General features: G+C 60.4%; 17 protein-coding genes. 5 read left to right on the top strand and 12 right to left on the bottom strand.

Annotated elements, in window-relative coordinates; all coding sequences use genetic code 11:
* The first annotated feature begins 57 nt into the window (after nt 1-57).
* From DWX25_RS02415 to DWX25_RS02400, 4 genes are all read left to right on the top strand, one after another.
* Nucleotides 58-228 (top strand): type II toxin-antitoxin system HicA family toxin, encoded by a 171-nt coding sequence (locus tag DWX25_RS02415; RefSeq protein ID WP_117734454.1) that lies wholly within the window; start codon nt 58-60, stop codon nt 226-228.
* Between the two features lie 45 nt (nt 229-273).
* Nucleotides 274-726 carry a helix-turn-helix domain-containing protein gene (locus DWX25_RS02410; RefSeq protein ID WP_117743008.1) on the top strand — a complete coding sequence of 151 codons (453 nt, stop codon included), beginning with the start codon at nt 274-276 and terminating at the stop codon, nt 724-726.
* Between the two features lie 139 nt (nt 727-865).
* Nucleotides 866-1,654, top strand: a complete 789-nt coding sequence (locus DWX25_RS02405) for an ADP-ribosylglycohydrolase family protein (RefSeq protein WP_117798673.1) — start codon at nt 866-868, stop codon at nt 1,652-1,654.
* Nucleotides 1,655-1,686: 32 nt separating this feature from the next.
* Nucleotides 1,687-1,908, top strand: a complete 222-nt coding sequence (locus DWX25_RS02400; protein ID WP_117743010.1) for a hypothetical protein — start codon at nt 1,687-1,689, stop codon at nt 1,906-1,908.
* Between the two features lie 462 nt (nt 1,909-2,370).
* On the opposite strand, the gene DWX25_RS02395 is transcribed toward DWX25_RS02400, so the two are convergent.
* Nucleotides 2,371-3,708, bottom strand: a complete 1,338-nt coding sequence (locus DWX25_RS02395; RefSeq protein ID WP_117798671.1) for a hypothetical protein — start codon at nt 3,706-3,708, stop codon at nt 2,371-2,373.
* Between the two features lie 218 nt (nt 3,709-3,926).
* Between DWX25_RS02395 and DWX25_RS02390 the strand changes: the two genes are divergently transcribed.
* A complete protein-coding gene (locus DWX25_RS02390) occupies nt 3,927-5,108 on the top strand; it encodes a cation diffusion facilitator family transporter (protein WP_117798669.1) in 1,182 nt (393 codons plus the stop codon).
* Nucleotides 5,109-5,126: 18 nt separating this feature from the next.
* Here DWX25_RS02390 and DWX25_RS02385 read toward each other — a convergent pair whose 3' ends face one another.
* From DWX25_RS02385 to dnaE, 11 genes are all read right to left on the bottom strand, one after another.
* On the bottom strand, nt 5,127-6,113 hold the full coding sequence (locus DWX25_RS02385; protein ID WP_117794563.1) for a hypothetical protein: 987 nt from the start codon (nt 6,111-6,113) through the stop codon (nt 5,127-5,129).
* A 114-nt stretch (nt 6,114-6,227) separates the two neighbouring features.
* Nucleotides 6,228-6,527, bottom strand: a complete 300-nt coding sequence (locus tag DWX25_RS09430) for a hypothetical protein (protein WP_158557552.1) — start codon at nt 6,525-6,527, stop codon at nt 6,228-6,230.
* Between the two features lie 252 nt (nt 6,528-6,779).
* On the bottom strand, nt 6,780-8,813 hold the full coding sequence (locus DWX25_RS02375) for a zinc ribbon domain-containing protein (protein WP_117798668.1): 2,034 nt from the start codon (nt 8,811-8,813) through the stop codon (nt 6,780-6,782).
* A gap of 400 nt (nt 8,814-9,213) precedes the next feature.
* Nucleotides 9,214-10,881, bottom strand: a complete 1,668-nt coding sequence (locus tag DWX25_RS02370) for a formate--tetrahydrofolate ligase (RefSeq protein ID WP_117763157.1) — start codon at nt 10,879-10,881, stop codon at nt 9,214-9,216.
* A gap of 131 nt (nt 10,882-11,012) precedes the next feature.
* A complete protein-coding gene (ruvB, locus tag DWX25_RS02365) occupies nt 11,013-12,080 on the bottom strand; it encodes a Holliday junction branch migration DNA helicase RuvB (RefSeq protein WP_022095140.1) in 1,068 nt (355 codons plus the stop codon).
* On the bottom strand, nt 12,080-12,700 hold the full coding sequence (ruvA, locus tag DWX25_RS02360; protein WP_117798666.1) for a Holliday junction branch migration protein RuvA: 621 nt from the start codon (nt 12,698-12,700) through the stop codon (nt 12,080-12,082). The genes ruvB and ruvA overlap by 1 nt, the downstream gene beginning before the upstream one ends.
* A complete protein-coding gene (ruvC, locus tag DWX25_RS02355) occupies nt 12,700-13,221 on the bottom strand; it encodes a crossover junction endodeoxyribonuclease RuvC (protein WP_117798664.1) in 522 nt (173 codons plus the stop codon). The genes ruvA and ruvC overlap by 1 nt, the downstream gene beginning before the upstream one ends.
* A gap of 137 nt (nt 13,222-13,358) precedes the next feature.
* Nucleotides 13,359-15,344, bottom strand: coding sequence for a hypothetical protein (locus tag DWX25_RS02350; protein ID WP_117798662.1), 1,986 nt, complete (start codon nt 15,342-15,344; stop codon nt 13,359-13,361).
* Between the two features lie 117 nt (nt 15,345-15,461).
* Nucleotides 15,462-15,824 carry a desulfoferrodoxin family protein gene (locus DWX25_RS02345; protein WP_117798661.1) on the bottom strand — a complete coding sequence of 121 codons (363 nt, stop codon included), beginning with the start codon at nt 15,822-15,824 and terminating at the stop codon, nt 15,462-15,464.
* A gap of 165 nt (nt 15,825-15,989) precedes the next feature.
* Nucleotides 15,990-19,463 carry a DEAD/DEAH box helicase gene (locus DWX25_RS02340; protein WP_117798659.1) on the bottom strand — a complete coding sequence of 1,158 codons (3,474 nt, stop codon included), beginning with the start codon at nt 19,461-19,463 and terminating at the stop codon, nt 15,990-15,992.
* A 161-nt stretch (nt 19,464-19,624) separates the two neighbouring features.
* On the bottom strand, nt 19,625-23,428 hold the full coding sequence (dnaE, locus tag DWX25_RS02335) for a DNA polymerase III subunit alpha (RefSeq protein WP_117798657.1): 3,804 nt from the start codon (nt 23,426-23,428) through the stop codon (nt 19,625-19,627).
* Nucleotides 23,429-23,597 lie beyond the last annotated feature (169 nt).

Below are 23,597 nucleotides of genomic sequence, written 5' to 3'. Positions count from 1 at the left end.
GATTTAAGTCTAAAACCCTTAGTAAGTGCTAATATATAGTTATTGAAAGAGGCTGAGATGCAGAGACGCGAATTGATCCGTATCCTCGAAGAAGCCGGCTTCATCTCGAAAGGAGGCACCAATCACGAGAAGTTCGTCAAAGGCGACAAGCTCGTGCTCGTGAAACGCCATCGAGAGATCGAGGAGCAAATTGCCAAAAGAATCCTAAGGCAGGCAGGGCTTCGATAGCTCATCCTCATCACATTTCGCATCGCTTTTTAAAGGAGGTCTTACATGGTTTACGTATGGGAATTCGAGTTCTTTGATTCGGACGGCGTTGTCGACGCTGTGCCATGTGGCTCGCTGGGCGGAGGTGGAACGTTCGGATCCGACCTAAACGACGCTGTCGAAAGCGCCGCTGATTTTCTCGCATGCATGGTCGATGACCACCTAATGGGCGGCGTTGACCTGCCTGCGCCGGACTTTGGCCACGAGCCGCAGCACAGTGGCAAGATTATCGCCGTGGCCGTCAGTCGCGAACTCAACGATATCCCCGCCGTCACCGCAGCGGATGCCGCGCGCATACTTGGCGTTAGCTCGGCAAGAGTATCGCAACTGATAAATGCTGGACTGTTGGATTCATGGAAGGATGGCACCAAGCGCATGGTATCCAAAGCTTCCATCGAGGCACGACTCGCCGACGCTCCAAAGGCAGGACGCCCAAAAGAAATGCCTGTTGCCGTGTAAAGAGACGTCTAGGCATACCATTTTGGCATATTGACTATTGAGTTCTCTCGATTCGCGACGCACTGCGTCGCGAATCGAACTGAACATATTGCCGCAGGTAGCCGCGCATCCTCAATCCAAAGTACGAGAGGTGTTTCCCATGACAGACAGACCGAAAACAACGCTACGCGACTGTATTTACGGGCTTGCCGTCGGCGACGCGTTGGGCGTTCCCTACGAGTTCAGGCCCCGCGGCACGTTCGAATGCACGGACATGATCGGCTACGGCACGCATGGGCAGCCCGCCGGCACTTGGAGCGACGACACATCTATGACGCTTGCCACCTGCGACTCGATTAGGGAGCTCGGGCATATCGACACCGCAGACATGCGCGACAAGTTCGTAAGCTGGATTGCCCGTGGCGAGTATACGATTGACGGCGTTTTCGATTACGGTGGTACGACCGCCTGCGCCTTGCACGCCGGCAAAGGTGGCTCCGGCGAGCGCGACAATGGCAACGGATCGCTCATGCGCATCGCTCCCCTGGCGTTCACCGATGCGACGGACGAAGAGGTCAGCAAGGTCTCCGCGATTACGCACGCCCACAGAACGTCAACCGACGCATGCATCATATATGTCGAGCTGATGAGGGATGTGATGAACGACGTGCTCCCCTCGTGGGCACTCCATCTGAAAGGCGTGCCCGAGCACGAAATCAGGTCCGGCGGCTTCGTGCGCGACACGCTTAAAGCCGCTACCTGGTGCTTTGTCAACACCAACAGTTACGAAGATTGCGTGCTTGCCGCCGTCAACCTGGGCGACGACACCGACACCACCGCAGCCGTCGCCGGCGCCCTCGCCGGCACGGCCTACGGTCTCAAAACCATCCCACAGGAGTGGGTCGACGCCCTATGCGGAAAAGAGCTGATTGAGAGCTGTCTGTTTTAGGGCGCCATTCAAGAAATAAGGCAGGAGGCGTCATGGAGAGGAAGATCGCAAATATAGACGAGTTCCAAGTGGACGAAAACGGGATTCCGCTATTTCCAGCAGGACTGAAGGAAGAAGCCAACCTCTATGTCCTCCCCGACGGGCGTTACCTCCCCTGCGGGGTCTACCGGACCGAAGATGGCGGCTCGCTCATTTATGAGCCATCCGAACTAAGCTTCTTCGGGCAGATGCTTGCCCAATTCAAAGAGAGCTAGAGGCTTGATTGCCCGTTAGGTCGACACTGCTCCAAACCAGGGGGCAGGCTATCCTCCACCGCGGCCCGTGAGGTAGAATTATGATTGCCGCGGAATCCGCCTGCGGGCAACGCTCCGATCTCCGATTGGGGTGAAGCCTATGAACTTGTTTCTTGAAATCCTGCGCCTCTCGATGTATGTGACCGGCATTGCACGGAACCTCTACTCGATCTGGCAGGAATATAAGCAGTAACGGATAGCGAAGGGAGTCATAAAGAAAGGGCCGGTTGCAGCCGGCCCTTAAGACACTTGTACCTGCGTTGCCCGCGTCTCCGAAGTGTGACTAGCTAAGGAGCGGGTTCCGCGGCACATCCTGATTTTACCCAGTGGCAAGACTCTTTTACAGCCGTTCCACCGTTTATTTACATCTGCCATCACGGGCGGGATGTTTTGCACTCTCGCGAGCCAACCGGCACCACTCCCCTACTTACCAAAGATCGCAGCGAACAAGCCCTTGCGTTTGGGCTTCTCCTCTCGGTAGGAACCCTCGACGGCGGCTGCAACCTGGCGCGGTTGCTCGCCGTCTCCACGGCGCACGATCTGGTACAGGAACGGCGATTTAACATATTTGACCTCGATGGGTGTGGCGTGCACGGTGCTTTCGCTCGACAGTATCACGTTGGGATTGAGCGGTGCCACCACATGCGTCTCGCGCTTGTCGCTAAACACCACCGCCGCCGTACGACCCGTCTGGCCGTTCACGGCAATGCGCACCTGCTCGCCGTCGCGGCTATCCGACGCCGGGCGATCGACAAAGTAGACCGGCACCATCACCAGGCCGTCCTTATGCTTGCGGGCCTTGCGCGCCCAGGCGCGGATGCTCTTTTTATTGAGCCCCAGCATCGCCTCGGCATCGTTGCCGGCAATGTCGAGCGCCAGCTTGTCAATGACCACCTGGTCCTTGGTGGACGCATCGACGGAGACAATCCGGAAGTCGCCTTCTTGCATGGCCGGGTCAAACGGCCCAACCTTGGCAAAGTCCCACGGCTCCAGAATGCCCATAAGGCGAACGTCCAGGTAGTTTGCCCTGGGATATGCCCAGTCGAGCACCTCGTAGTACACCAGGGTTTCCTTGTTCAGGCCCTTGCCCGGGAAGGACGCCATCATGCGAAGATCCGCAAGTGCCATGGGGAAGTAGAAGAGCATCATATCGTTTTGGATCGCATCTTCCACATCGTGGCCGGCAAAGGCATCTGGGTATTGGCGTACCAGCTCAAGCGCATTGGCACGCGCCTGCTGCGGCGTTATCTCGCAGGGAATACCCTGCTCGGGCACATATTCCGCACCAACGCCCATGGTCAGACGCTTGCTAAACGTCCCCGGCTTGAGCAGGTCAGCGACACCGATTTTATTGCCGCACGAAGGGCACTCAAACACGCGCTGGGTTGACTCACCCTCAAAGGACGCTCCGCAGAAGGGGCAAGGAATACTCACATGCGTGGCATCTTGGAACTCCTGCGCCGTGCCGCGATCATCCCACAGCAGATGTTCCAGGACCGACTGATTGCGCCAGTGCGAATTAAAGAAATACCAGTCCGGGTCCTCCGGGCGCTCGAGCTGCGAGACGTGCGTGAGCTTAAGCAGCCCATCGACAACCGTCAGCGGCGCATGGCGAATGCCCAAGGCGCTTTTGGGCTCCCCCGCATCGGCCTGCCACGGAATGACCGCACCGCAATAGGCGCACTCAAAGCTGCGCTTAGCCTGGTGTGAGTACATGGGGCCGCCGCAGTTTTGGCATTTAATAGCAAACATCTCATCCATGGAAACGTCCTCCTTTGCACAGGGGCTGTCGACATTAAGTATGTCGAGTAAACAGTCACATGCCCATACCCATGTGGCCCAAAATGGACCACCCAGGCAGACGAGAAGACTCGCTCGTTAGCACCGGCAGACTATTGCTGCATTTTCTGATCATCGGTGCACGGCGCCCCCGCGCGAGCTACACTATCCCCTTAAACATGATTGTGAGGACGATCGCCATGCTATTTGTTCATCGACTGGTACATAAACTTGTTCCCGGCAGCGAGGGCGAGCCGGTCGATGCCGGCACCCGCACCAACGCGGGCTTTGCCGCAAGCCTCATCTGCATTGGCCTCAACATCACCCTGTGCCTGGCCAAGGGCATCGCGGGCCTGCTCGCCGGTTCCGTCTCCCTCATCGCCGACGCTTTCAACAACCTCTCCGATGCCTCGAGCAACATCGTGAGCCTGCTTGGGTTCCGCCTTGCCAGCCGCCCGGCAGACGAAGGTCACCCCTATGGCCACGGCCGCTATGAGTACCTAGCCGGCCTATTCGTCGCCGTCCTGGTTTGCGCCGTCGGCATCAACCTGATCCTCGAGTCGGTCACTAAGATCATCAAGCCTTCCCCCACCGCATATTCGGTGCTCTCCTTAGCCGCCCTCGTCTTGTCCATGCTCGTTAAGCTCTGGATGGCCGCGTTCAACCGCGCACTGGGCAACCGAATCGATTCCGAGACGCTCATCGCCACAGCACAGGACTCCAAAAACGATGTCATCACCTCGGGCGCGGTCTTGACGGCAGCACTTATTTCGCAAACGACCGGCTTTGACCTCGATGGCTGGGCAGGCCTGGGCGTGGGCATCTTCATCTGCATCAGCGGCATGGGCCTCGTGCGCGACGCCATCAGTCCACTGTTGGGACAGGCACCCAGCCCTAAGCTTGTTCAAGCGATTCGCAACAAGATCATGTCGTATCCGCAGGTCCTGGGCACGCACGACCTCATGGTGCACGACTACGGTCCCGGCCGCCAGTTTGCCAGCGCCCACGTGGAGATGCCCGGCGAGGGCGACGCGTTTGAGCACCACGAGATCCTGGACACCATCGAGCACGACATCAAGCGCCAGATGGGCATCGACATCACGCTGCACTGCGACCCCATCGCCACCACAGGCGACGACCTGCGCGGCTGGGTCAAGCGCGGCGTCATGCAGATCGATCCCGCGCTCTCCATCCACGACCTGCACGAGCACGACGGGTTCGTTTCGTTTGACCTGGTGCGTCCCGACGGCTTTGACATATCCGACGAGGAGCTGCTGGAGCTCGTCACGCGCATCGTGCACGAGCGCCGGCCCGATGTCTCGTGCGTCGTCACATTTGACTCGGGCTTTAGCTCGCCCGAGCGTCCGGCAGAGCAGCTGTAACCCCGCTCCGCTCGGCCGCTAGTTTCCCTGTGCACCCAAAATGCCGTTTTGTAGGGCGTTCCAGGCATCTGTCGCCATGTCTCCCAAGTTCTGCGCGGTATCGCCCAGGTTTTGTGTCGTATCGCCCAGCTCTTGCGCCTTGTCTCCCAATTCCTGCGCCTTGTTGCTCAGGTCCTCCAGCATGTTGGAGCTCGAGCTGTCGGTGCCGCTTTGGCCGTCGGACGAGTTGCCCGAGCTGTTCTTATGCGTGAGTTGAATTTCAAGGTTACCGTTGTCGTTATAGTAGGCAGAAGTAACGACCCAGTTGGCATCGACGACGGGCGTTGAGCCATCATCAGTCAGAACCACGGCATTCGAAAGATCAGCGCCGCGCGACTTGAGAATCTTTTTGGCGTTGGACCAGTACTGTCCCGGGATATCGCCCAGCTCTACTGCACCCACCTGGGCGACCTCTGTCTGCTCGGCCGTCGTGCTGGTTGTAGCACCTCGCTTGTTGAGCATGCCCGACACAATGGCGAACACAATCGAGAGGGCAAAGAAGATCGCCAGCACAATGAGGATCTTCTTGATCACGCTCGACGAACGCGACGGCTTCTTCTCCTCGTCCTCGCCATATTGCGGAATCGACTTGGGGTACTCGCGATACGGCTCCCGCGACCCGTAGCGAGGCTGCGCCGTGCGAGGCATATACGTCGTCTGCTGAGGCTGCGAAATGGGATTCTGCGGCAGGTCATCATAGGGATTCGGCGTCGAGGCGGCATAAGAATCCTGCGGCGCGTAATCAAACGGGTCCGGAGCTGCGTTGCCATAGGGGCCATGCGAAGATGCAGCGTAAGAATCCTGCGCCGTGTCGCCATAGTCCATAACCCGGGTGGGCTCGGCAGAAGGCTGCGTCGCGGCGGGGTCGGTATAGCCGGGGTTGGGAACAACGCGGGTCGCATCGGCGCTATCGCCAGCCTGCGCGGAACCGTAGCCGCCCATCACGGTTGTCTTGTCCTGATCCATGCAGCGATTCCTTTCCGTCGCCTGTAAGCATCAAGTTATCCATGCATTCTACCCGCGCAAAAACCTATGATGGGCAAAGCCCGTCGGTATCTACAAGACAAGCGCGGCTGACGGTTACAAGCGAATCGAGGATACGTCATGGCAAAAAGTAAGCTCATCAAGGACACGACGCGTGCCGAAAGCGAGGAGCTTATTTAGCTGGCACTCGTGGGCTGCGGCAACGGCAGTTGCGACAACTGCGGAAGCTGCAGCTTGGGAGCCGGCAATCCATATGGCACCTACCAGCCCTACATTGACGGCGAGATGGAAATCGCCGATATCAACATGATGGTCGCCGAGCGCAACGCCAAACTCTTCGGCCTCCAGCGCGGCTAATGATCTCTTCTTGGGCTGTGCACCAAAAAATGCGCCCATCTACTACGTTTAACCCAAGGGTGCCAACCATAGCCATATTTGTGTTAACAAAACCGCAGGTAAACGTCTTGCTGTATTGTTAAAATACGCTCCATGGTTGGTCCAACCCTGGTAAACGTAGTAGATGGGCACTTTTCGTGGCGCAGCTGGCCCAGATAGCTTGTTTCGGAGCCAATTTGCATCAAAAAGTCCCCGACGACACAGCGTTTTGCGTCACCGGGGACAGTTCAGTTAACTTTCTGCAGTCTCGCCTTACTCATTAAGAATATACGTATAGCGAGGATACTCGGGGGTCACGTCCTGGCCACTGGAATAGCTCGAGTCAAAAGCATGTGCCACCAGATCGTGTGTACCCCATGCGTTACAGTCAAATACACCGGTATCGAGCACCACAACATAGCCTTTGCCATCGTAGTAGAAATGGTCCTCGGTAAAGTTGTCATCATCTTCGTAGCTATTGGTGTATGAAGAATACATATTAGTTTTTGCAGCCTTAATCGCCTGTTTAGCCTCGCTCTTGAGGGTGTCAAACGAGAGCCCGTGCTGCGCAAGCGAGTCCTCGAGCGAAACCTTCTCGCCCGTCTTAAGGTTATAGTATGCCGACCTTGTCACCTGCTCCGAGCGATACGGAGGTTGATAGCTATCGGTGTAGGTTCGCACGCAGGCGATATCGCCGTCAATCGAGACGATTTCAGCGTAATACATCGTTGTCACACGGCAGTTCTCATCATGTGGTGTCGCCTGCTTGCTCGCGTCAAGCGCATCCGCGACGAGCTGAATCATATCCTTGTTGAACTTGGCGACACCTACACCCTGGCCTTTTACCTGAGGATAGGTCCACGTAGCCGAAATCTGGCACGTAACGTCGGGATCAGGCGCGCCCTCGCCCACCGGCGCCGTAAAGCTGACATCCTGCGTGGCAGAGACGGCCTCATAGCTCGCCTGCGTATCGTCAGAGTCCTTCGACTTCAGCTGCTCCAGCGTCGTGGCGACCGTGCCAATGGTGCTGTTAACCCAGTCCTCGCTAGCATACAAAAAGCCATAATCGTCCACGGTGGAAAAGTCAAATTCACTCAGAGCAATAAGATCCGACATGGCGTCGAATGATTGACCGTCATACCCAATGAGCTTAACTTGGTATTCATGAGCAGAAGGGCCGCTTTCGCCAGAAACGTCGTTTTGCTTAATAGCCGTTCCATGATCAAGCCACTGAATAAAGCCAGTTTTGCCCTCATATTCAGCAAGCCTGATAGACACACCCACCTGTTGAGTAAACACGTTCACCTCTGGCGAATAGACCTTCTTGATCTCGCCATCCTTGTATGCCCAAACCTCGAGATGTGCAGCGGCGGCCTTGTCCCCATAATCAACCGGTTCATCGGAATACTCAATCAGCAGTTCGTCCTGCCCATCTCCATCAAAGTCAATGAGCTCGGCATAGCCCACACCCTGAGTGCCATAAAGCGAATTGCCCATATCGACAGCCTCGCCCTCGCCGTACTTCTTTTGGTACTCGAGGATCTTGTCGGTGAACAGCTCGTTTGCCGTCTTGACCGCTGCCTTGGCAGAAGCCTTGGCTTCCTTCTTGGACTGCGTGAGCTCGACGTTCTTGGGGGCGTCCGAGCCACCCTTGGCGTAGTCGACCTTCATGGTGGTCGTGCTCTTCTTTTTGCCCTTGCCCGAGGTAATGGTCATCTGGTACTTCTGATCGGGCAGCTCGCCAAAGTCCTCCATGGCAAAGCCGTCCTCGCCATCGACCTTAATGGTATAGCCCTTGCCCTTGCCATTCGCGGGCGTAAGCTCAACGGTATAGCTCTTAAGCTTTTTTCCCTTGCTGTTTTTGGGCAGAATCTTGGTCTCGCATGCGCAGACAACATAGCCCTTGCCACCCGAGGTCACCTCAGAAGATGCGCCGATACGCGGCACGACTACAATTGCCGCCACAATGGCAACAACGGCCACACCACCGATAACGGCCGCGACGATGCGGCCCCTGTGCTTGGGTTTCTTGGGCTGAGGCGTCAGATCGATCGACTCAGCGGTCTCGGAGAACGGCTGCTCATATTGAGGCTGTGCCGCCATGTGAGCCGGAGCACCTTGCGCGGCCTGCCGCCCCGCAGGAGCTGATGACGGCGCGGGCGCAGCAGGGTCGCCCGCCAGCGCACTATCCCCTACCGGAAACGCCACGGGCTCCGCCTGGTCCTCGGCGCAACCCACGCGAGCCCCGCAGCTCGTGCAAAACGTGGAGCCATCGGGTATCTGGGCCCCGCACTTGGTGCAATACATCGCATCTCCCGTCACTCGTCGCAGCCGCAATGCGCCCGCGCAGTTCTTCCAACTACACCGTACGGGAGAAATCGTGATTCTTGTTGCGCAACATTGCCGCCACGTCCAAAACTATGCCGGTTTACTACGATAAATCGCCCGAACCTGAGCACGCTACTTTACAGAAAAACAAAACCGCAGGTAGACGAATCGGTCATTATCGGAAAATCCAAATATGGTCGAGGTATTCCGATTCATCGTAGTAAACCGGCATAGTTTTGGACGAACGACCCCATACGGATAGCCTCATTGACCCAACAACCGCAAAATGATCCGTTTTTCTCTGTCCCCTTGGGATTAAAAAGCCCCGCCGGGCCTTGGTAGGCGCGGCGGGGCGGGCAAGCGGCTATGAGCAGCAGGCTTAGAACAGGCCGGTGATGTTGCCGTCGTTGTCGACGTCGATGTTCTCGGCCGCGGGAACCTTGGGCAGACCCGGCATGGTCAGAACGCTGCCGGTCAGCGCGACCACAAAGTGGGCACCGGCGGAAACCTTGAGCTCGCGCACCGTGATGCGGAAGCCCTCAGGAGCGCCCAGCGCCTTGGCGTTGTCGCTAAAGCTGTACTGGGTCTTGGCAACGCACACCGGCAGGTTGCCAAAGCCGTTCTCGCGCAGCTCGGCGAGCTGGCGCTTGGCAGCCGGCGTAAAGTCGACGCCATCGGCGCGGTAGACCTTAGTGGCGACAGCCTCCAGGGCGTCGGCCACATCGGCACCGTCCTCGTAGGCAAACTTGAGCTCGCTCGGCTGCTCAATCAGGCGCATGACCTCATCGGCCAGATCGAGCGCGCCCTCGCCGCCCTTGGCCCAAACTTCGGACAGCTTCACGTTGACACCCAGCTTCTGGCACTCGGACTCGATGAGCGCAAGCTCGGCCTCGGTGTCCGTCGGGAAGCGGTTGATGGCGACCACACAGGGCAGACCGTAGACGTTCTGGATGTTGTCGACGTGGCGCAGCAGGTTGGGCATGCCGGCCTTGAGGGCCTCGAGGTTCTCCTCGTTGAGGTCGGCCTTGGCAACACCGCCGTTGTACTTAAGGGCGCGAGCGGTCGCGACAACCACGACGGCGTTGGGACGAACGCCCGTCATGCGGCACTTGATGTCCAGGAATTTCTCGGCACCCAGATCGGCACCAAAGCCGGCCTCGGTAATGGCGACATCGCCAAAACGCATAGCCATACGCGTGGCCATGATGGAGTTGCAGCCGTGGGCGATATTGGCGAAGGGACCGCCGTGGACAAACGCGGGCGTACCCTCGAGCGTCTGCACCAGATTGGGCTTGAGCGCATCCTTGAGCAGTGCGGCCATAGCTCCCTGGGCCTTAAGGTCGCGTGCGCGGACGGGCTCGCCGGCAAAGCTGTAGCCGACGACGATCTCGCCCAGGCGCTCCTTGAGGTCGCTGATGCTCGTAGACAGGCACAGAATTGCCATGACCTCTGAGGCGACGGTGATATCGAAGCCGTCCTCGCGCGGCACACCCTGGGCCTTACCGCCAATGCCGTCGATGACGTGGCGCAGCTGACGGTCGTTCATATCGACGACGCGCTTCCAAGTGATACGTTTAACATCGATACCGAGCTGGTTGCCTTGCTGAATATGGTTGTCGAGCATGGCGGCCAGCAGGTTATTGGCGGCGCCAATAGCATGGAAGTCGCCGGTAAAGTGCAGGTTGATGTCCTCCATGGGGATGACCTGCGCCCAGCCGCCACCGGCAGCGCCACCCTTGACGCCAAAGACAGGGCCGAGCGAAGGCTCACGCAGGGCCACAGCGCTCTTGACGCCGCGACGGCGCAGGCCATCGGCCAGACCGATGGTCGTAGTGGTCTTGCCCTCGCCCGCAGGCGTGGGGTTGATGGCGGTCACGAGGACAAGCTTGGCCTGGTGATCGGTCGGCTCGTTGAGCAGGGAATAGTCGACCTTTGCCTTGTCAAAGCCGTACGGAATCAGATGCTTAACGTCGACGCCGGCGTTCTTGGCCACCTCGGTAATAGGCAGCGGCGTAACAGAACGTGCGATTTCGATGTCAGTAGGCATGGGCGGTCCTTTCGTTACCGGATGAGAAAAAGACCAATCCAGCATAGCACGGGCGCGCAATAGTAAAACACCCGTAACCGACGAACGGCGATATGTTTACCCAATGCCCAGCGATAGCCTACAAACCCATCCTAAACGGTCGGCTCAATTCCCAAATGCTCAAAGGTACGAAGCGTTGCCTGGCGGCCCTGGGGCGTGCGAATCATCAACCCGCACTGCAGCAGATACGGCTCATAGACATCCTCAAGCGTTCCCGGGTCCTCGCCCACCGCGCTGGCAAGGGTCGTAAGTCCCACGGCACGACCGGAAAACGTCTTGGCAAGCGTCTCCAAGATACGAATATCCATCCAGTCCAAGCCAAGCTCGTCGATCTCGAAAAACTCGAGCGCCTGACGGCAGATATCGAGCTCGATGGGGCCGTTGCCGCGCACCTGCGCGTAGTCGCGCACGCGCTTGAGCAGACGGTTGGCAAGACGCGGCGTACCACGCGAACGCGAGCCGATCTCGAGTGCGCTGGGATGGTCGATCGTCACACCTAGAATAGTCGCCGAGCGCGTCACAATCTGGGCGAGCTCCTCGACCGTGTAGTAGTCCAGGCGATATGAAATGCCAAAGCGGTCGCGCAACGGGCCGGTCAACATGCCCGAACGGGTCGTGGCCGCCACCAACGTAAACTTGGGAATATCCAAGCGAATCGAGCGCGCAGCCGGACCCTTGCCGATCACGATATCGAGCGCAAAGTCCTCCATCGCGGGATACAGAACTTCCTCGACCGAACGGTTGAGGCGGTGGATCTCGTCGATAAACAGCACGTCACCCGGTTGCAGGTTAGTCAGAATGGCCGCCAGGTCGCCGGTGCGCGCGATGGCCGGACCGCTCGTCGTCTTAATCTGAGCGCCCAGCTCGTTGGCGATAACCGTAGCCAGCGTGGTCTTGCCCAGACCCGGAGGGCCCGAGAAGATCACGTGGTCGAGCGTCTCGCCGCGGCTCTGCGCGGCCTCAATCAGCACGCGAAGGCTCTGCTTGATATGCTCCTGACCGCAGTAGTCATCCAAGCGCTGGGGACGCAGGGTCCGATCGACATCGAGGTCCTCGGCCGTCAGCTCCGAGCCCACCATGCGCTCACCGTGCGCCATGGATGCCGCCGGCGAGTTGCCGGGCGTCGCCCACAGGTCCTGAGAGTCATCGGCTTCCCACATCACGCATCCATTCCGAGTCGCTTAAGCGCCGCGCCGAGCAGATCCTCGACACGCATATCCTGCCCATCATACCCGCTCAAGGCGACCTCGGTCTCCTGCGGGCTAAAGCCCATGGAGAGAAGCGCCGCGCGAGCGTCATCGATTGCCGAAGAAGCGGCGGCGGGCACCGGCATTGCGACCTGGCCGGGAATCACGTCGACCGGCACAAAGCCCTTGTCCTTGGCAAAGGTGCTCTTGAGCTCCAAGATGAGGCGCTGGGCGGTCTTTTTGCCCACGCCGGGCACCTTGGCCATGCCCTTGTCGTCCTCGGCCATCACCAGCGAATACAGCTGTCCCACCGTATAGGTGGAAAGCACGGCAAGCGCCAGGCGCGGACCGACGCCCGAGACGGACACGAGCCTGTCAAACATCGTGCGCTCGTCCTTGGAGGAAAAACCGAAAAGTGTCATGGCGTCCTCGCGCACCTGCATACGCGTGTAGAGGCGGACCTCGCCGCCGGGCGTCGGCAACGTGGCCGCAGTGCTGCCCGAGATGCCGAGCTCAAAGCCAACGCCCGACACATCGACGACAGCAGAGCTCATCGTGGCCTCGACAAGCGTTCCGTGGAGCTGGGAAATCATCAGTATCCGGTTCCTCTCTGTTGATAGAACTCGCCGCCGGTAAGCGCCCGGGTGCGGCTGAGGTTTACGTGGCAGATGGCGCAAGCCAGGGCATCGGCGGCATGGTCGGGATGCGGGTCGTGATCGAGCTGTGTGAGCGTACGCACCATATAGGCGACCTGCCGTTTGTCCGCGGCACCGGTGCCCACCACAGCCTGTTTGATCTGCATGGGCGTGTACTCGCCAATCTCGAGCGCGCGCTCCGAAAGCGCCACGAGCGCAGCACCGCGGGCATGCGCCGTGGGGATGGCCGAGCGGACGTTGGCGCCAAAGTAGATGCTCTCGACAGCCGCGGTATCGGGGCGATAGCGCTCGACGACATCCTTAAGATCGCGGGCGATATGCGACAGGCGCACCGCGAGCGGACTTCCGGCACTGGTCTCGATGCAGCCATAGGCACGACAGCGAACCTCGCCACGCCGCTCCTCGATAATCCCCCAACCCGTATGGGCCAAACCAGGGTCGATACCCAAGATAACCAAGCCGACCTCCCCTCGCCAAAAGCACGGCGCAAGGCAAGGCCTCGCGCATCATTCACGAACGTCTGTTCTAGAATAACACAACGGGGTCAAGATGCTTAGTTGAAGTATCGGGGTTGGGAGCGAATCCCATCCCCAGTTTAGTTCTGCGAGAAGAATGGGAACTGTCGGGGATCAACCGGCGGATGCGGCATCGGGCCACCCTGGGGACCACCTTGCGAGCCGCCCTGACCGCCCATCATCTTATCGATGGCGTCCTGAACCTCGCCCTCGAACTTCTTCATTCCCTCATGCAAACGACGCTGACCGTCCTCAGAGCGCAGCTCCTCCATCTGCTCGGGCGAAATACCCAGTAGCTCGCCCAGTATGCCCATCATCTCGCCGCGCATACGCTCACTCGTATCCTCGTCAGCAAAACGGCGCACCTCGGCGCGCGCCAGCGAATCGACCGACATACGCTCCTTGCCGTTAAGCCCCAGGTCGGACCACGCGAGCATGTACGGCCAAGAGCGCTCGGCAAACGAGCGGGATGAGACGATCGGTGCCGTCGGCAACATGCGGCGGGCAGCCTCACCCTGTCGAACGAGCATCAGCAGCAGCGAGCAGGCCTCAGGCTTGCCAGCGGCCATCGGGATATCGTCGAAAGATCGATTGAGGTCCACGTGCGCCTCGAGCGCGCCATCGACCTCACCCGGCTCAAGCCCGCCGAGCAGCTGTGCCGCGCGGTCGAGCATATCGACCGGACCGTCAAGCGTCGAGAGCGCCTGCGCCAGCACTCGCTCCATACAATCTTCCACCGCGTTGAGCGTCACGAGCTCTTGGGGCACCACGGCAGACGTGCGGTTGCGCACACGCGCCACAAACTCAAGCGTCGACAGGTACACATCGCCAAAGGGTGCAAAATCGCCCTGGTAGCCGCCGGAAAGCGCGGGCGCCGCCAGCGCGTACTCAGTCTTGGAAAGCGGACTCAGTGCCATAGCACCCAGCTCGAGCGCCGTATCCTCGAGCATCAGGCCCAGCGCGCGCGAACGCAGACGCTCGGCATCGCCCGCCGACACGTCGCGATCGAGCACACGCGCCGCATCCGGCGCATCGCGCTCGACAGTGCGAATGTGCAGACGCTCGGCGATGGCGCGGACGGCGGCACAGCGGGCAGCCTCCACCTCCTCCTGCGCCGGCGTAAAAATACGGTTGCGCCCCAGCACCAGGCCAATCACATTACGCGGGCCCAGAGCGTCGACGGCCAGCGCCGCCAGCAGGGACGACGGCAAGTCACCCTCGAGTGCCACCACAGCACGCGACGCACCGTGGGCTCGGGCGTTGTCGCGCACGGCGAGCACCAGCGCCTGCCACAGCCACTCCTCGGAACGGAACTCGGGCAGTTCGTGATCTTCCAGGGCATCGAGCATCACGCCGCGCTGGATCTCCTGAACCAGTAGGCTCTCCTCAAAACACGGCGCTTGGGCCACCACGCGGCCGCAGTCGTCGAGCACAAACGACCCGCCGGTATACACCGACTCGTCGTACGCACCGACCGGCGCCATGCAGGCAAACCACACGCTGCGCTTGGAGGCGATCTTGCGGTAGGCGCCACTGCGCACGGCGGCGATCGCAGCGGTCTCGCGGTCGGTCATATCAAACGCGTTGAACTGGAAATAGGCGATGAGGTCGACGCCAGTCGGCAGCATCTCGAGCTCGCGGTCCAAGTCGAAGATCACGGCGATACGCACGCCGTCCACGTCAAACACCGGCGGTGCCCAACGGGCATCGCCGTTCTCGCCACGCTGCAGGGCAATGCTCGAACGCGCCGGCACCACATGACCGTCCTTGAGCATCATGTAGTCGAGCAACGGCTGACCCTCAAACGAAACCGCCGCGGGCACGATGCAGATCATATCGAGCTCTTGGATACGCTCGGCAACACCCGTCAGGCCCGTCAGCATATCGTGCTCAAAATCGGCAGCGCCCACCAGGCCACCGGGCATGGCGCCCATAAAGAGCGGAGTCGGAACGCACAGCACGCGCGCCCCGCGCTCGTGGGCCAGGCGAGCCTGGTCCTCGATGCGGCCGCAAATGCCCTCAATATCACCCAGGCGCATATCGATCTGTGCAAGTGCGAGCTTCATGGCCCAGCCCTTTCCGTCGTAAATCGTCGTTATCGTAGTAAAAGCGCCGGCCGCATAATGCAGCCGGCGCTCGCATGTGCATATGCTAGCTATGATACCCCGAGCGGGGGCGCGCTCCTAGAACGTCGCGGACCACAGCCCATGCAGGTTGCAGTAGGCATAGACGGTACCGGTCTTGGAGCCGCCAGCGAAAAACGTCGTGGGCTTCATGCCGGGCTCAAGGTAATGGACCTCCAGGCGGCCTTCGGCCTCAAGGGCAATCCACTCGATGTAGTGCTCGGGCAGCATGGGGTGCTCCGTCGAGCCAACGCGTGCGCGAATCACATGACCGTCACGCTCGGTCTCGACAACAGGCACGTGCTTCTCGTGCGCTGCATCCTCGGTGTTCGCGGTCAGCTCCGTGCAGCCGGCAGGGGTTGCAACGTCGTTGCCGAGAGCGGCGATGAGCTTACCGTCGGGGTCCTTAAAGAATTTCGCCATGATGTTCTCCTTTGCTGATGTGCCAATATTCCTGATGGTTCTTATGCCCAAATGCAGACAAACCATCCATGACATTGCAAATGAACACATAACGGATCAGGCAAGCGGTCGGGCCAAAATGCGTCGACCGTCCTGCCCACTCCAGCAGTCCCACCCCGCGCGCAGCTAGCGCCCGTTGCCGCCCAGCAGTGCCAGAACATCTTCGCGGGTAAACAGCGCCGACGAGATGCCGTCGCCGCCGAGCACGCTGTTGACCAGATCGCGCTTGGACTCCTGCATCTGCATAATGCGTTCCTCGATCGTGTCCTTGGCGATGAGCTTGTACACGGTCACGGTGTGTTGCTGGCCAATACGATGCGCGCGGTCGGTCGCCTGATCCTGTGCGGCCACGTTCCACCACGGGTCGTAGTGAATGACCACGTCGGCCGCCGTCAGGTTAAGGCCCACGCCGCCCGCCTTGAGCGAAATCAAAAAGACCGGAACCTCGCCCGCTTGGAACTGTGCGACCATCTTGGCGCGGTTCTCCTTAGACGAAGCGCCCGTGAGCTTAAGGAAAGCGATGTCCTCCTTGGCCAAGCGCTTACCGATGATATCGAGCATGCCCGTAAACTGGCTGAACAACAGGATGCGATGCCCGCCGTCGAGGGCGCCGTACACGAGCTCCATGCACGTATCGAGTTTGGCGCTCCCCGCCTTGTAATCCTCGTAGTGTAGACGCGGGTCGCAGCAGATCTGGCGCAGCATGGTAAGCTCGGCGAGCACCTTGAGCTTGTCTTTCTTAAACTCGGATGCTTCGCGATGCTGCACCTGCTGGGCGATGCGGTCCTGGTTGGCCAGGTAGAGCTTGCGCTGCTCGCCGGTGAGCTGCGCCATGACCGTATCCTCGATCTTCTCGGGCAGGTCGGCCACCACGTCTTCCTTTACACGGCGCAGCACAAACGGCGACACGAGCGCTTGCAGGCGGGCGGCACTGTCGCCCTCGGCATGCTCGACCGGGCTTTCGAAGCGCTTGGCAAACGACTCGCGCGTGCCCAGCAGGCCCGGCATCAAAAAGTCGAAGATGCTCCAGAGCTCGGACAGGCGGTTTTCGATAGGCGTGCCCGTCAGGGCAAAGCGCACGCCGGCCGGCAGGCGCTTTGCGGCGCGCGCCACCTGGGTGAGCGGGTTTTTAATGTACTGGGCCTCGTCGAGCACCACGCGGGCAAAATCCTGCCCGGCGTACTCATCGATATCGCGGCGCATAAGGTCATACGACGTCACGACCACGTTATGCTCGGCCACGCCGGCAATTTGCACGCGACGCTGCGCCTTGGCGCCCACGATGGCGCACACATCGAGCGAGGGCGCAAAGCGCTCCAGCTCGGCAGTCCAGTTGTACACGAGTGAGGCCGGGCATACCACGAGCGTGGGCTTGGTGTCCCCCGCCTCCACGCGCGCCAGAATGTGCGCGATCATCTGCAGCGTTTTGCCAAGGCCCATATCGTCGGCCAGGATGCCGCCAAGGCCCAGGTGCTCAAGCGAGCCGAGCCACTGATAGCCGTCGACCTGATAGCCGCGCATCGTTGCCTTGAGCGATGCCGGCACCGTAAAGTCCATCTTGCCGAGCGTGTCCAGACGCTCGACGGTACGGCGGAACGCAGCGTCGCGATCGGCCTCGAGCGCGGGCGTGCGTGCGAGCATGCTGTCGACGAACAGGGTACTCGACGCGGGAAGCGACACGCCATCGAGCAGGTCGACAGCATCGACACCCAGGTCCTCGGCGAGGCCAAACACGGCTCGGGCGCCCTCGTCCAGGCGAATGATGTCACCGGACGTAAGGCGTGCGAACGTCTGGTGGCGCTTATACGAATCGAGATAGATGGCAAGGTCGGCCGCCGAAAGCCCACTCGCACCCAGTTCGACGTCGAGCAGGTTGCTTTTGACGGTCGCGTGCACCGAGAGCTTGGGCGCAGGGCGGACCGAGATCTGGCGCAGGCGGTCGCTGAGCATAACCTCGCCCAACTCGGACAGGGCAGACAGGCCCTCGGTCAGCAAGTGGAACAGGCTCTCGTCATCGCGCTCCTCAAACGCCAGGCCGCCCTCGTAGAAATCGAAGTACAGGGCCGCCGTGTCCATAACGCGAAACTCCGCCACCGCATCGCGGGGCGGAACGCCGGGGCGTTGATCTTCGAAGGGGCTGCCCGGAGCACCCAGGCTAAAGAGATCTGCCGACCAGTCGCCGTAGGTAACCGTAATTTTGCAGGTCACGAGCCCATCGTCGACACCAATCTTAAAATGGAAGCTCGCCTCGGGTGCCACGGCATCAAGGGCGGCGGGAGCGGTCAGGTCCGTGTAGTCGCGCAAGATCGGCAGCGCCATGCGGCAGAACTCGCCCACCTGGTCGGCGGCGATATGGGCCGGCGTGCGGCAGGGCAACAAGCGCGACAGGAACGACGCCGCGTGTTGAGCAAACGCCGCGTCGGTACGGCGCGCGCGGCGTGTGTCGACCAGGTAGGCAACGTTGTCCGAGGCGAAGCAATACATATCGGCCGGCAGGCGCAGGTCATAGCTACCTCCCGCCGCCGGAGCAATCTTTGCGGCGAGGAGCGGTGGGCGGCAAGTCGGGGCTTCGTCCTCTCCCTGCGGCGATGGCTCGACCGCCACCTCGTAGGAGCGATGCGTCGTCGTCCCCCGCGACCAGGCAGGCTCAAAGGAAATGGTCCTACCGCGCAGCAGGTCCAGCACGGACACGATGGAATACTCGGATAGCGGCAACTGACGCTCGGCGACAAAACCGCTGCGGGCAAAGTCATACGATGCCGAGCGCGAACTCGTGATGTCGCTCAGGTAGGCAACCGTCATCGTGACAAGGTCGAGCAACTTTGTCGACACGTCATCGAAGGCCTCGGGCACATGGGCAAACGTAAGCTTCTTGCCGTAAGAAAATGTGCCGCCGCGCACATAGGCATCGGCCATGCCGTCGATATCCTTAACCACATAGGACACCGAACCGCAGCGGATGCGAAACTCGAGCGCCCAGCTAAAGCGCTCGCCAAACAGCGGATTGTAGTACGGCACCAACGAGGGCTCCAGCACCGCTTTGGGAGCATCGGGATCAATGGCGCCGGCGAGCTTGCGACGCATGACCACGAGCTCGTCCATGCGCGCTTCCGACAGATCGGAGAGCGCCGCCATAAGGCTCGGGCTCGTGGGAACGGGCGCCGGGAAGGGAAAGTTAGGGTTGACCGCGGATGCGGTGGGCGCGGGGCGGGCGGACTGCTTGGATTGTGCGGGCGGTACCGTAGTCGTGCGAACCGGCGTGCGCAAGCCCTCGACGGGCTCGGCGCCACTGGCATCCAGATACGCCAACGCCGTGGCGATAGCGTGTTTGCACATGCCGGAATAGCGAAAGGCGGCCGGGCAATCGCAGTTGTAGTCGACAACCTCGTGCTCGTCCATGTCGAGCGCCACGTGCGTCTTGTACAGGTCGCCGCGCGAGCCGCGCACCGAGCCCCCGACCGTCACGTTTTTGGAGAAGCGTGAGCCGCTGTCCTCAATCGACAGCACGGCGCCGTTGAGCATGAGCGAGCGCCCCTTCATAAAGGTGCCGCTCAACGCCGCCTCTTTGCGAAGCGCCTGCACAAACGTCCCCTGTGCCATCACTTCCTCCAATCCACACAGGGTAGCTAATTTGGGACGGGGCTATTTTAGCTACCCCCATATGTCGGTTGAGACGCATTCCGACCCCGACTCATTCGCCGTCAGTCAAAGGGTAGCTAAAATAGCCCCGTCCCAAATTAGCTACCCCGGCAAAGGCACCCTTAGATAACCGTCACGCGGCCTTGGTTGCCAACGATGGCCTTGGCCTCGGCCAGCAGCGGAATCGAGCGTGCGTTAACCTTGGCCGGCACCTCGGCACGCAACACGCGCCCGTCCACCTGTTCGATAAAGATCTCCACGCGGTCGCCGCCCGGGTTGGTGGTGAGCACCGTGGCCAGGCGCGCCATATTGCCCTGGCTAAAGCGGCTGTTGGGCACCATGACCTCAAACACCCTGGGCTTGTTGTTCTCCTCGTTAAGCTCCAGCGGCACGATCTCCTGCGCGATGATCTGGTCGCCGCGATCCGAGCGCTCGAGCTTGCCCTTGATGCGCACAAACGCATCGGACAGCTGCGCGCCGGTCTCGGGATCGACCTCGCCGTACAGATACCCCTCGGCCTCCTTGTAGGTCTTGGGGAACACCACGACCGTGGCCTCGCCTTCCATGTCCTCGAGCTGCACAATGCCCATGGGGTCGCCGTTTTTGGTCACGCGCTTGGACACGCTCGAGACCATACCGGCCCACCACAGCGCCTTGCCCTCGGGAATCTCCTGGTTGATGGTACCGCCCGTGGGGTTTTGCACCTCGTAGCCGGTGTCGATCTGCGAGAACGAGAAGTCGCGTGCTTTGCTAAGTGCATACTCAAACGGACGCAGCGGGTGGTCCGAGACATAGATGCCCAGAACTTCCTTCTCCTGGCTCAGCTTAAGGTGGCGGTCCCACTCCTGGCCATCCGGATCGGGCACGCTGACCTCAAAGCCCGAGCCCTCAACGTCGCCAAACATATCGAAAAACGACGTCTGGCCGCTCGCGCGATCCTTCTGGCGCTTCACAGCGGCATCGATGATGTTCTCGGGGTTGCTCTTGTCCACAAAGTGCATCATCTGGCGACGCGGATACCCCGTGGAGTCGAAGGCGCCTGCCTTGATGAGTGATTCGATCACGCGACGGTTTGCCTGGCTGGAGTCCACGCGCTCGACAAAGTCGTGCAGCGTCTTAAACGGGCCGCCCGCCTCGCGCTCGGCGATAATCGCCTGCGCCACGCCGGTGCCCACGCCGCGGATGCCGGCCAGACCAAAGCGCACGCCCTCCTTGGTAGCCGTGAACTCGGTACCGGACTCGTTGACATCTGGCGACAGCACGGGGATGCCGTCGTGACGGCACGCCGAGACGTAGTGAACAATCTTGTCGGTCTTGCCCGTATAGGACGTCAGAACGGCCGCCATGTACTCGTGCGGATAATGCGCCTTGAGCCACGCCGTCTGCATAACCAGAATGGCGTAGCCGGCGGAGTGCGACTTGTTAAAGGCGTAGGACGCGAACTCGAGAACATCGTCCCAAATCTTCTGGGCGACCTCGCGCGTGTAGTTGTTCTTGATAGCGCCGTTCATCCAGTGGTCGTAGGTGGTCTCGTCCGAGCCATCCTCCCAGTGGAGCACCGTCGACGTGAGCAGCTTGATCTTTTTCTTGGCCACGGGCTTACGGATACGCGAGTCCGATTCGCCCTTGGAGAAGCCGCACATCTCGACGGAGATGAGCATAACCTGCTCCTGGTAGACCATGGTGCCGTAGGTTTCGCCCAGGATGTCGTCCAGACGGTCGTCATAGGAGACGGCCGGCTCCTTGCCGTTCATACGGTTGATGTAGGACGAAACCATGCCGGCGCCCAGCGGGCCCGGGCGGTACAGAGCGATCAATGCCACGACGTGCTTGTACTCGGTGGGCTTCATGTTCTTGATCGTGGCCGTCATGCCGGCGGACTCGACCTGGAAGACGCCGGCGGTGTGGCCGGAGCCCATGAGCTTAAAGATCTCGGGATCGTCAAAGGGAATCTCTTCCTCTTTGATGTCGATGCCGAAGTTCTTTTTGATGTTTGCCTTGGCCTTGGAGATAACCGTCAGCGTACGCAGGCCCAAGAAGTCCATCTTGAGCAGGCCCATGTCGGCGACGGTATGGCCCTCGTACTGGGTAATCTCGACGCCGCCCTTGGTATCGAGCTTGGTGGGCACGTGCTCGTTGACGGGGTCGCGGCAGATCAGAACGGCGCACGCATGCACGCCCTCGCCACGGGTGAGGCCCTCGATCGAGAGCGCCGTGTCGATGATGCGGCGGGCGTCGTCGTCCTTTTTATATGCCTCGGCAAAATCGGGGTTAAACAGATCCTCTTTGCCGGGTTGCTTTTCGAGCACCTGCTTGAGCTTGACCTTGGGGTCGCTCGAGACCATCTTGGACAGGCGCTGGCCCATATAGACCGGGTAGTCCAGAACGCGTGCGGCGTCGTTGATGGCCTGCTTGGCCTTAATGGTCGAGTAGGTGATGACGTGGGTGACCTTCTCGGGGCCGTAGAGCTGGCGAACGTGCTCCACGACCTCGAGGCGCCGCTCATCGTCGAAGTCCATATCGATATCGGGCATCTCGGTACGCTGCGGGGAGAGGAACCTCTCGAACATCAGACCGTTCTCGAGCGGGTCGAACGCGGTGATGTTCATGGCGTAGGCGACGATAGCGCCGGCGGCCGAGCCACGGCCGGGACCGACGCCGATACCGTTGTCCTTGGCCCATTGCACGTACTCAGCAACGATCAAGAAGTAGGCGGCAAAGCCCTTGTCGCAAATAACCTTGTATTCGTACTCAAAGCGCTCTTTGATGTTGACGCCGCCGATCTCGCGCGTGGCCCAGTCATCGCCGTAGTGCTGGCGCAGGCCCTTCTCGCACTCGCGGCGGAACTGGCTCTCGTGCGTCTCGCCGGGATCGAGCAGCGGGAAGCGCGGCAGGATGATGGAGTCCCAGTCCAGCTCCACGTAGCACTTGTCGGCAATCTCGAGCGTGTTGTCGCAGGCCTCGGGGCAATACGGGAACATCGCCCGCATCTCCTCCTCGGTCTTCATGTAGAACTCCGAGCCGGTCATGCGCATACGGTTGGGGTCGTCGACCTTGGCGTTCATGCCGATGCACATAATGACGTCCTGCACGGGCGCATCCTCGCGGCGCAGGTAATGGAAGTCGTTGGTGGCGATGACCTTGACGCCCACCTGTTTGGCGATGTCGATGAGCGTGCGGTCCATCTGCTCGTCGGTCAGGCCGTTGTCGGTGGTAATGCCGTGTTCCTGGATCTCGATATAGAAGTCGCCGGGGTCGAAGGTATCACGGAAGGTCTCGGCCCACTTGATGGCGCCCTCCATGTCACCGCGGTCGATGTACTTGGGAATGATGCCCGCGATGCAGGCGCTGGTGCAGATCATGCCCTTGGCGTGGCGGCGCAGGTTGTCGAGCGTCACGCGCGGCTTGTAGTAAAAGCCCTGCACGGCGGCCTCGGAGACCGTCTGCATCAAGTTGACGTAGCCCTCCTGGTCCTTGGCCAGAAGGATCATGTGGTAGAGCTCGGGCTTATGGTCGCGGGCGAGCGTCTCGTCCGGCGTAAAGTAGACCTCGCAGCCAAAGATGGGCTTGATGACCAGCGGCGGCTTGAGCTCGTCGATATTGCCCTTCTCGTCCCACATGGCCATGTCCTTAACGAACTGGGCATGCTCGCGCGGGTTTGCCTCGGGATCGGGCTCCTCCAGCTCGTCGCGGCGGTCCTTTTCCAAGAAGGCCTTGTCGTGGCTCCAGGTTTTGTACTCGGGCGTGTTGTGGTTGACGGCGTCGCAGGCCAGCGCCAGGTCGGGCACGCCATACATGTAGCCGTGGTCGGTAATGGCCACGGCGGGCATGCCAAGCTCAACGGCACGGTTGACCATATCCTGGATACGGGTTGCGCCGTCGAGCATGGAGAAAACAGTGTGGTTGTGCAGATGGACGAATGCCATGTGATGAGCTCCGATGCGGGTTCGTGTTCTGACTGAACGATTTTACCGCACGGCACGGACAGCACCCGAACCTAGCCAAACCCACACGGGTAGCTAATTTGGGACGGGGCTATTTTAGCTACCCCAATACATCGGTTGAGATGTATTCCGACCCTGACTCATTCGCCGT

Source organism: Collinsella sp. AF18-8LB (assembly GCF_003459795.1).
GTDB lineage: Bacteria > Actinomycetota > Coriobacteriia > Coriobacteriales > Coriobacteriaceae > Collinsella.
This window is presented reverse-complemented; position numbering and strand designations above follow the sequence as displayed.

What these genes read in the sequence shown, in the direction of transcription:
- DWX25_RS02415 (WP_117734454.1), top strand. Translation starts at nt 58, where the DNA reads ATGCAGAGACGCGAATTGATCCGTATCCTCGAAGAAGCCGGCTTCATC.
- DWX25_RS02410 (WP_117743008.1), top strand. Translation starts at nt 274, where the DNA reads ATGGTTTACGTATGGGAATTCGAGTTCTTTGATTCGGACGGCGTTGTC.
- DWX25_RS02405 (WP_117798673.1), top strand. Translation starts at nt 866, where the DNA reads ATGACAGACAGACCGAAAACAACGCTACGCGACTGTATTTACGGGCTT.
- DWX25_RS02400 (WP_117743010.1), top strand. Translation starts at nt 1,687, where the DNA reads ATGGAGAGGAAGATCGCAAATATAGACGAGTTCCAAGTGGACGAAAAC.
- DWX25_RS02395 (WP_117798671.1), bottom strand. Translation starts at nt 3,708, where the DNA reads ATGGATGAGATGTTTGCTATTAAATGCCAAAACTGCGGCGGCCCCATG.
- DWX25_RS02390 (WP_117798669.1), top strand. Translation starts at nt 3,927, where the DNA reads ATGCTATTTGTTCATCGACTGGTACATAAACTTGTTCCCGGCAGCGAG.
- DWX25_RS02385 (WP_117794563.1), bottom strand. Translation starts at nt 6,113, where the DNA reads ATGGATCAGGACAAGACAACCGTGATGGGCGGCTACGGTTCCGCGCAG.
- DWX25_RS09430 (WP_158557552.1), bottom strand. Translation starts at nt 6,527, where the DNA reads ATGGGCGCATTTTTTGGTGCACAGCCCAAGAAGAGATCATTAGCCGCG.
- DWX25_RS02375 (WP_117798668.1), bottom strand. Translation starts at nt 8,813, where the DNA reads ATGTATTGCACCAAGTGCGGGGCCCAGATACCCGATGGCTCCACGTTT.
- DWX25_RS02370 (WP_117763157.1), bottom strand. Translation starts at nt 10,881, where the DNA reads ATGCCTACTGACATCGAAATCGCACGTTCTGTTACGCCGCTGCCTATT.
- ruvB (WP_022095140.1), bottom strand. Translation starts at nt 12,080, where the DNA reads ATGTGGGAAGCCGATGACTCTCAGGACCTGTGGGCGACGCCCGGCAAC.
- ruvA (WP_117798666.1), bottom strand. Translation starts at nt 12,700, where the DNA reads ATGATTTCCCAGCTCCACGGAACGCTTGTCGAGGCCACGATGAGCTCT.
- DWX25_RS02350 (WP_117798662.1), bottom strand. Translation starts at nt 15,344, where the DNA reads ATGAAGCTCGCACTTGCACAGATCGATATGCGCCTGGGTGATATTGAG.
- DWX25_RS02345 (WP_117798661.1), bottom strand. Translation starts at nt 15,824, where the DNA reads ATGGCGAAATTCTTTAAGGACCCCGACGGTAAGCTCATCGCCGCTCTC.
- DWX25_RS02340 (WP_117798659.1), bottom strand. Translation starts at nt 19,463, where the DNA reads ATGGCACAGGGGACGTTTGTGCAGGCGCTTCGCAAAGAGGCGGCGTTG.
- dnaE (WP_117798657.1), bottom strand. Translation starts at nt 23,428, where the DNA reads ATGGCATTCGTCCATCTGCACAACCACACTGTTTTCTCCATGCTCGAC.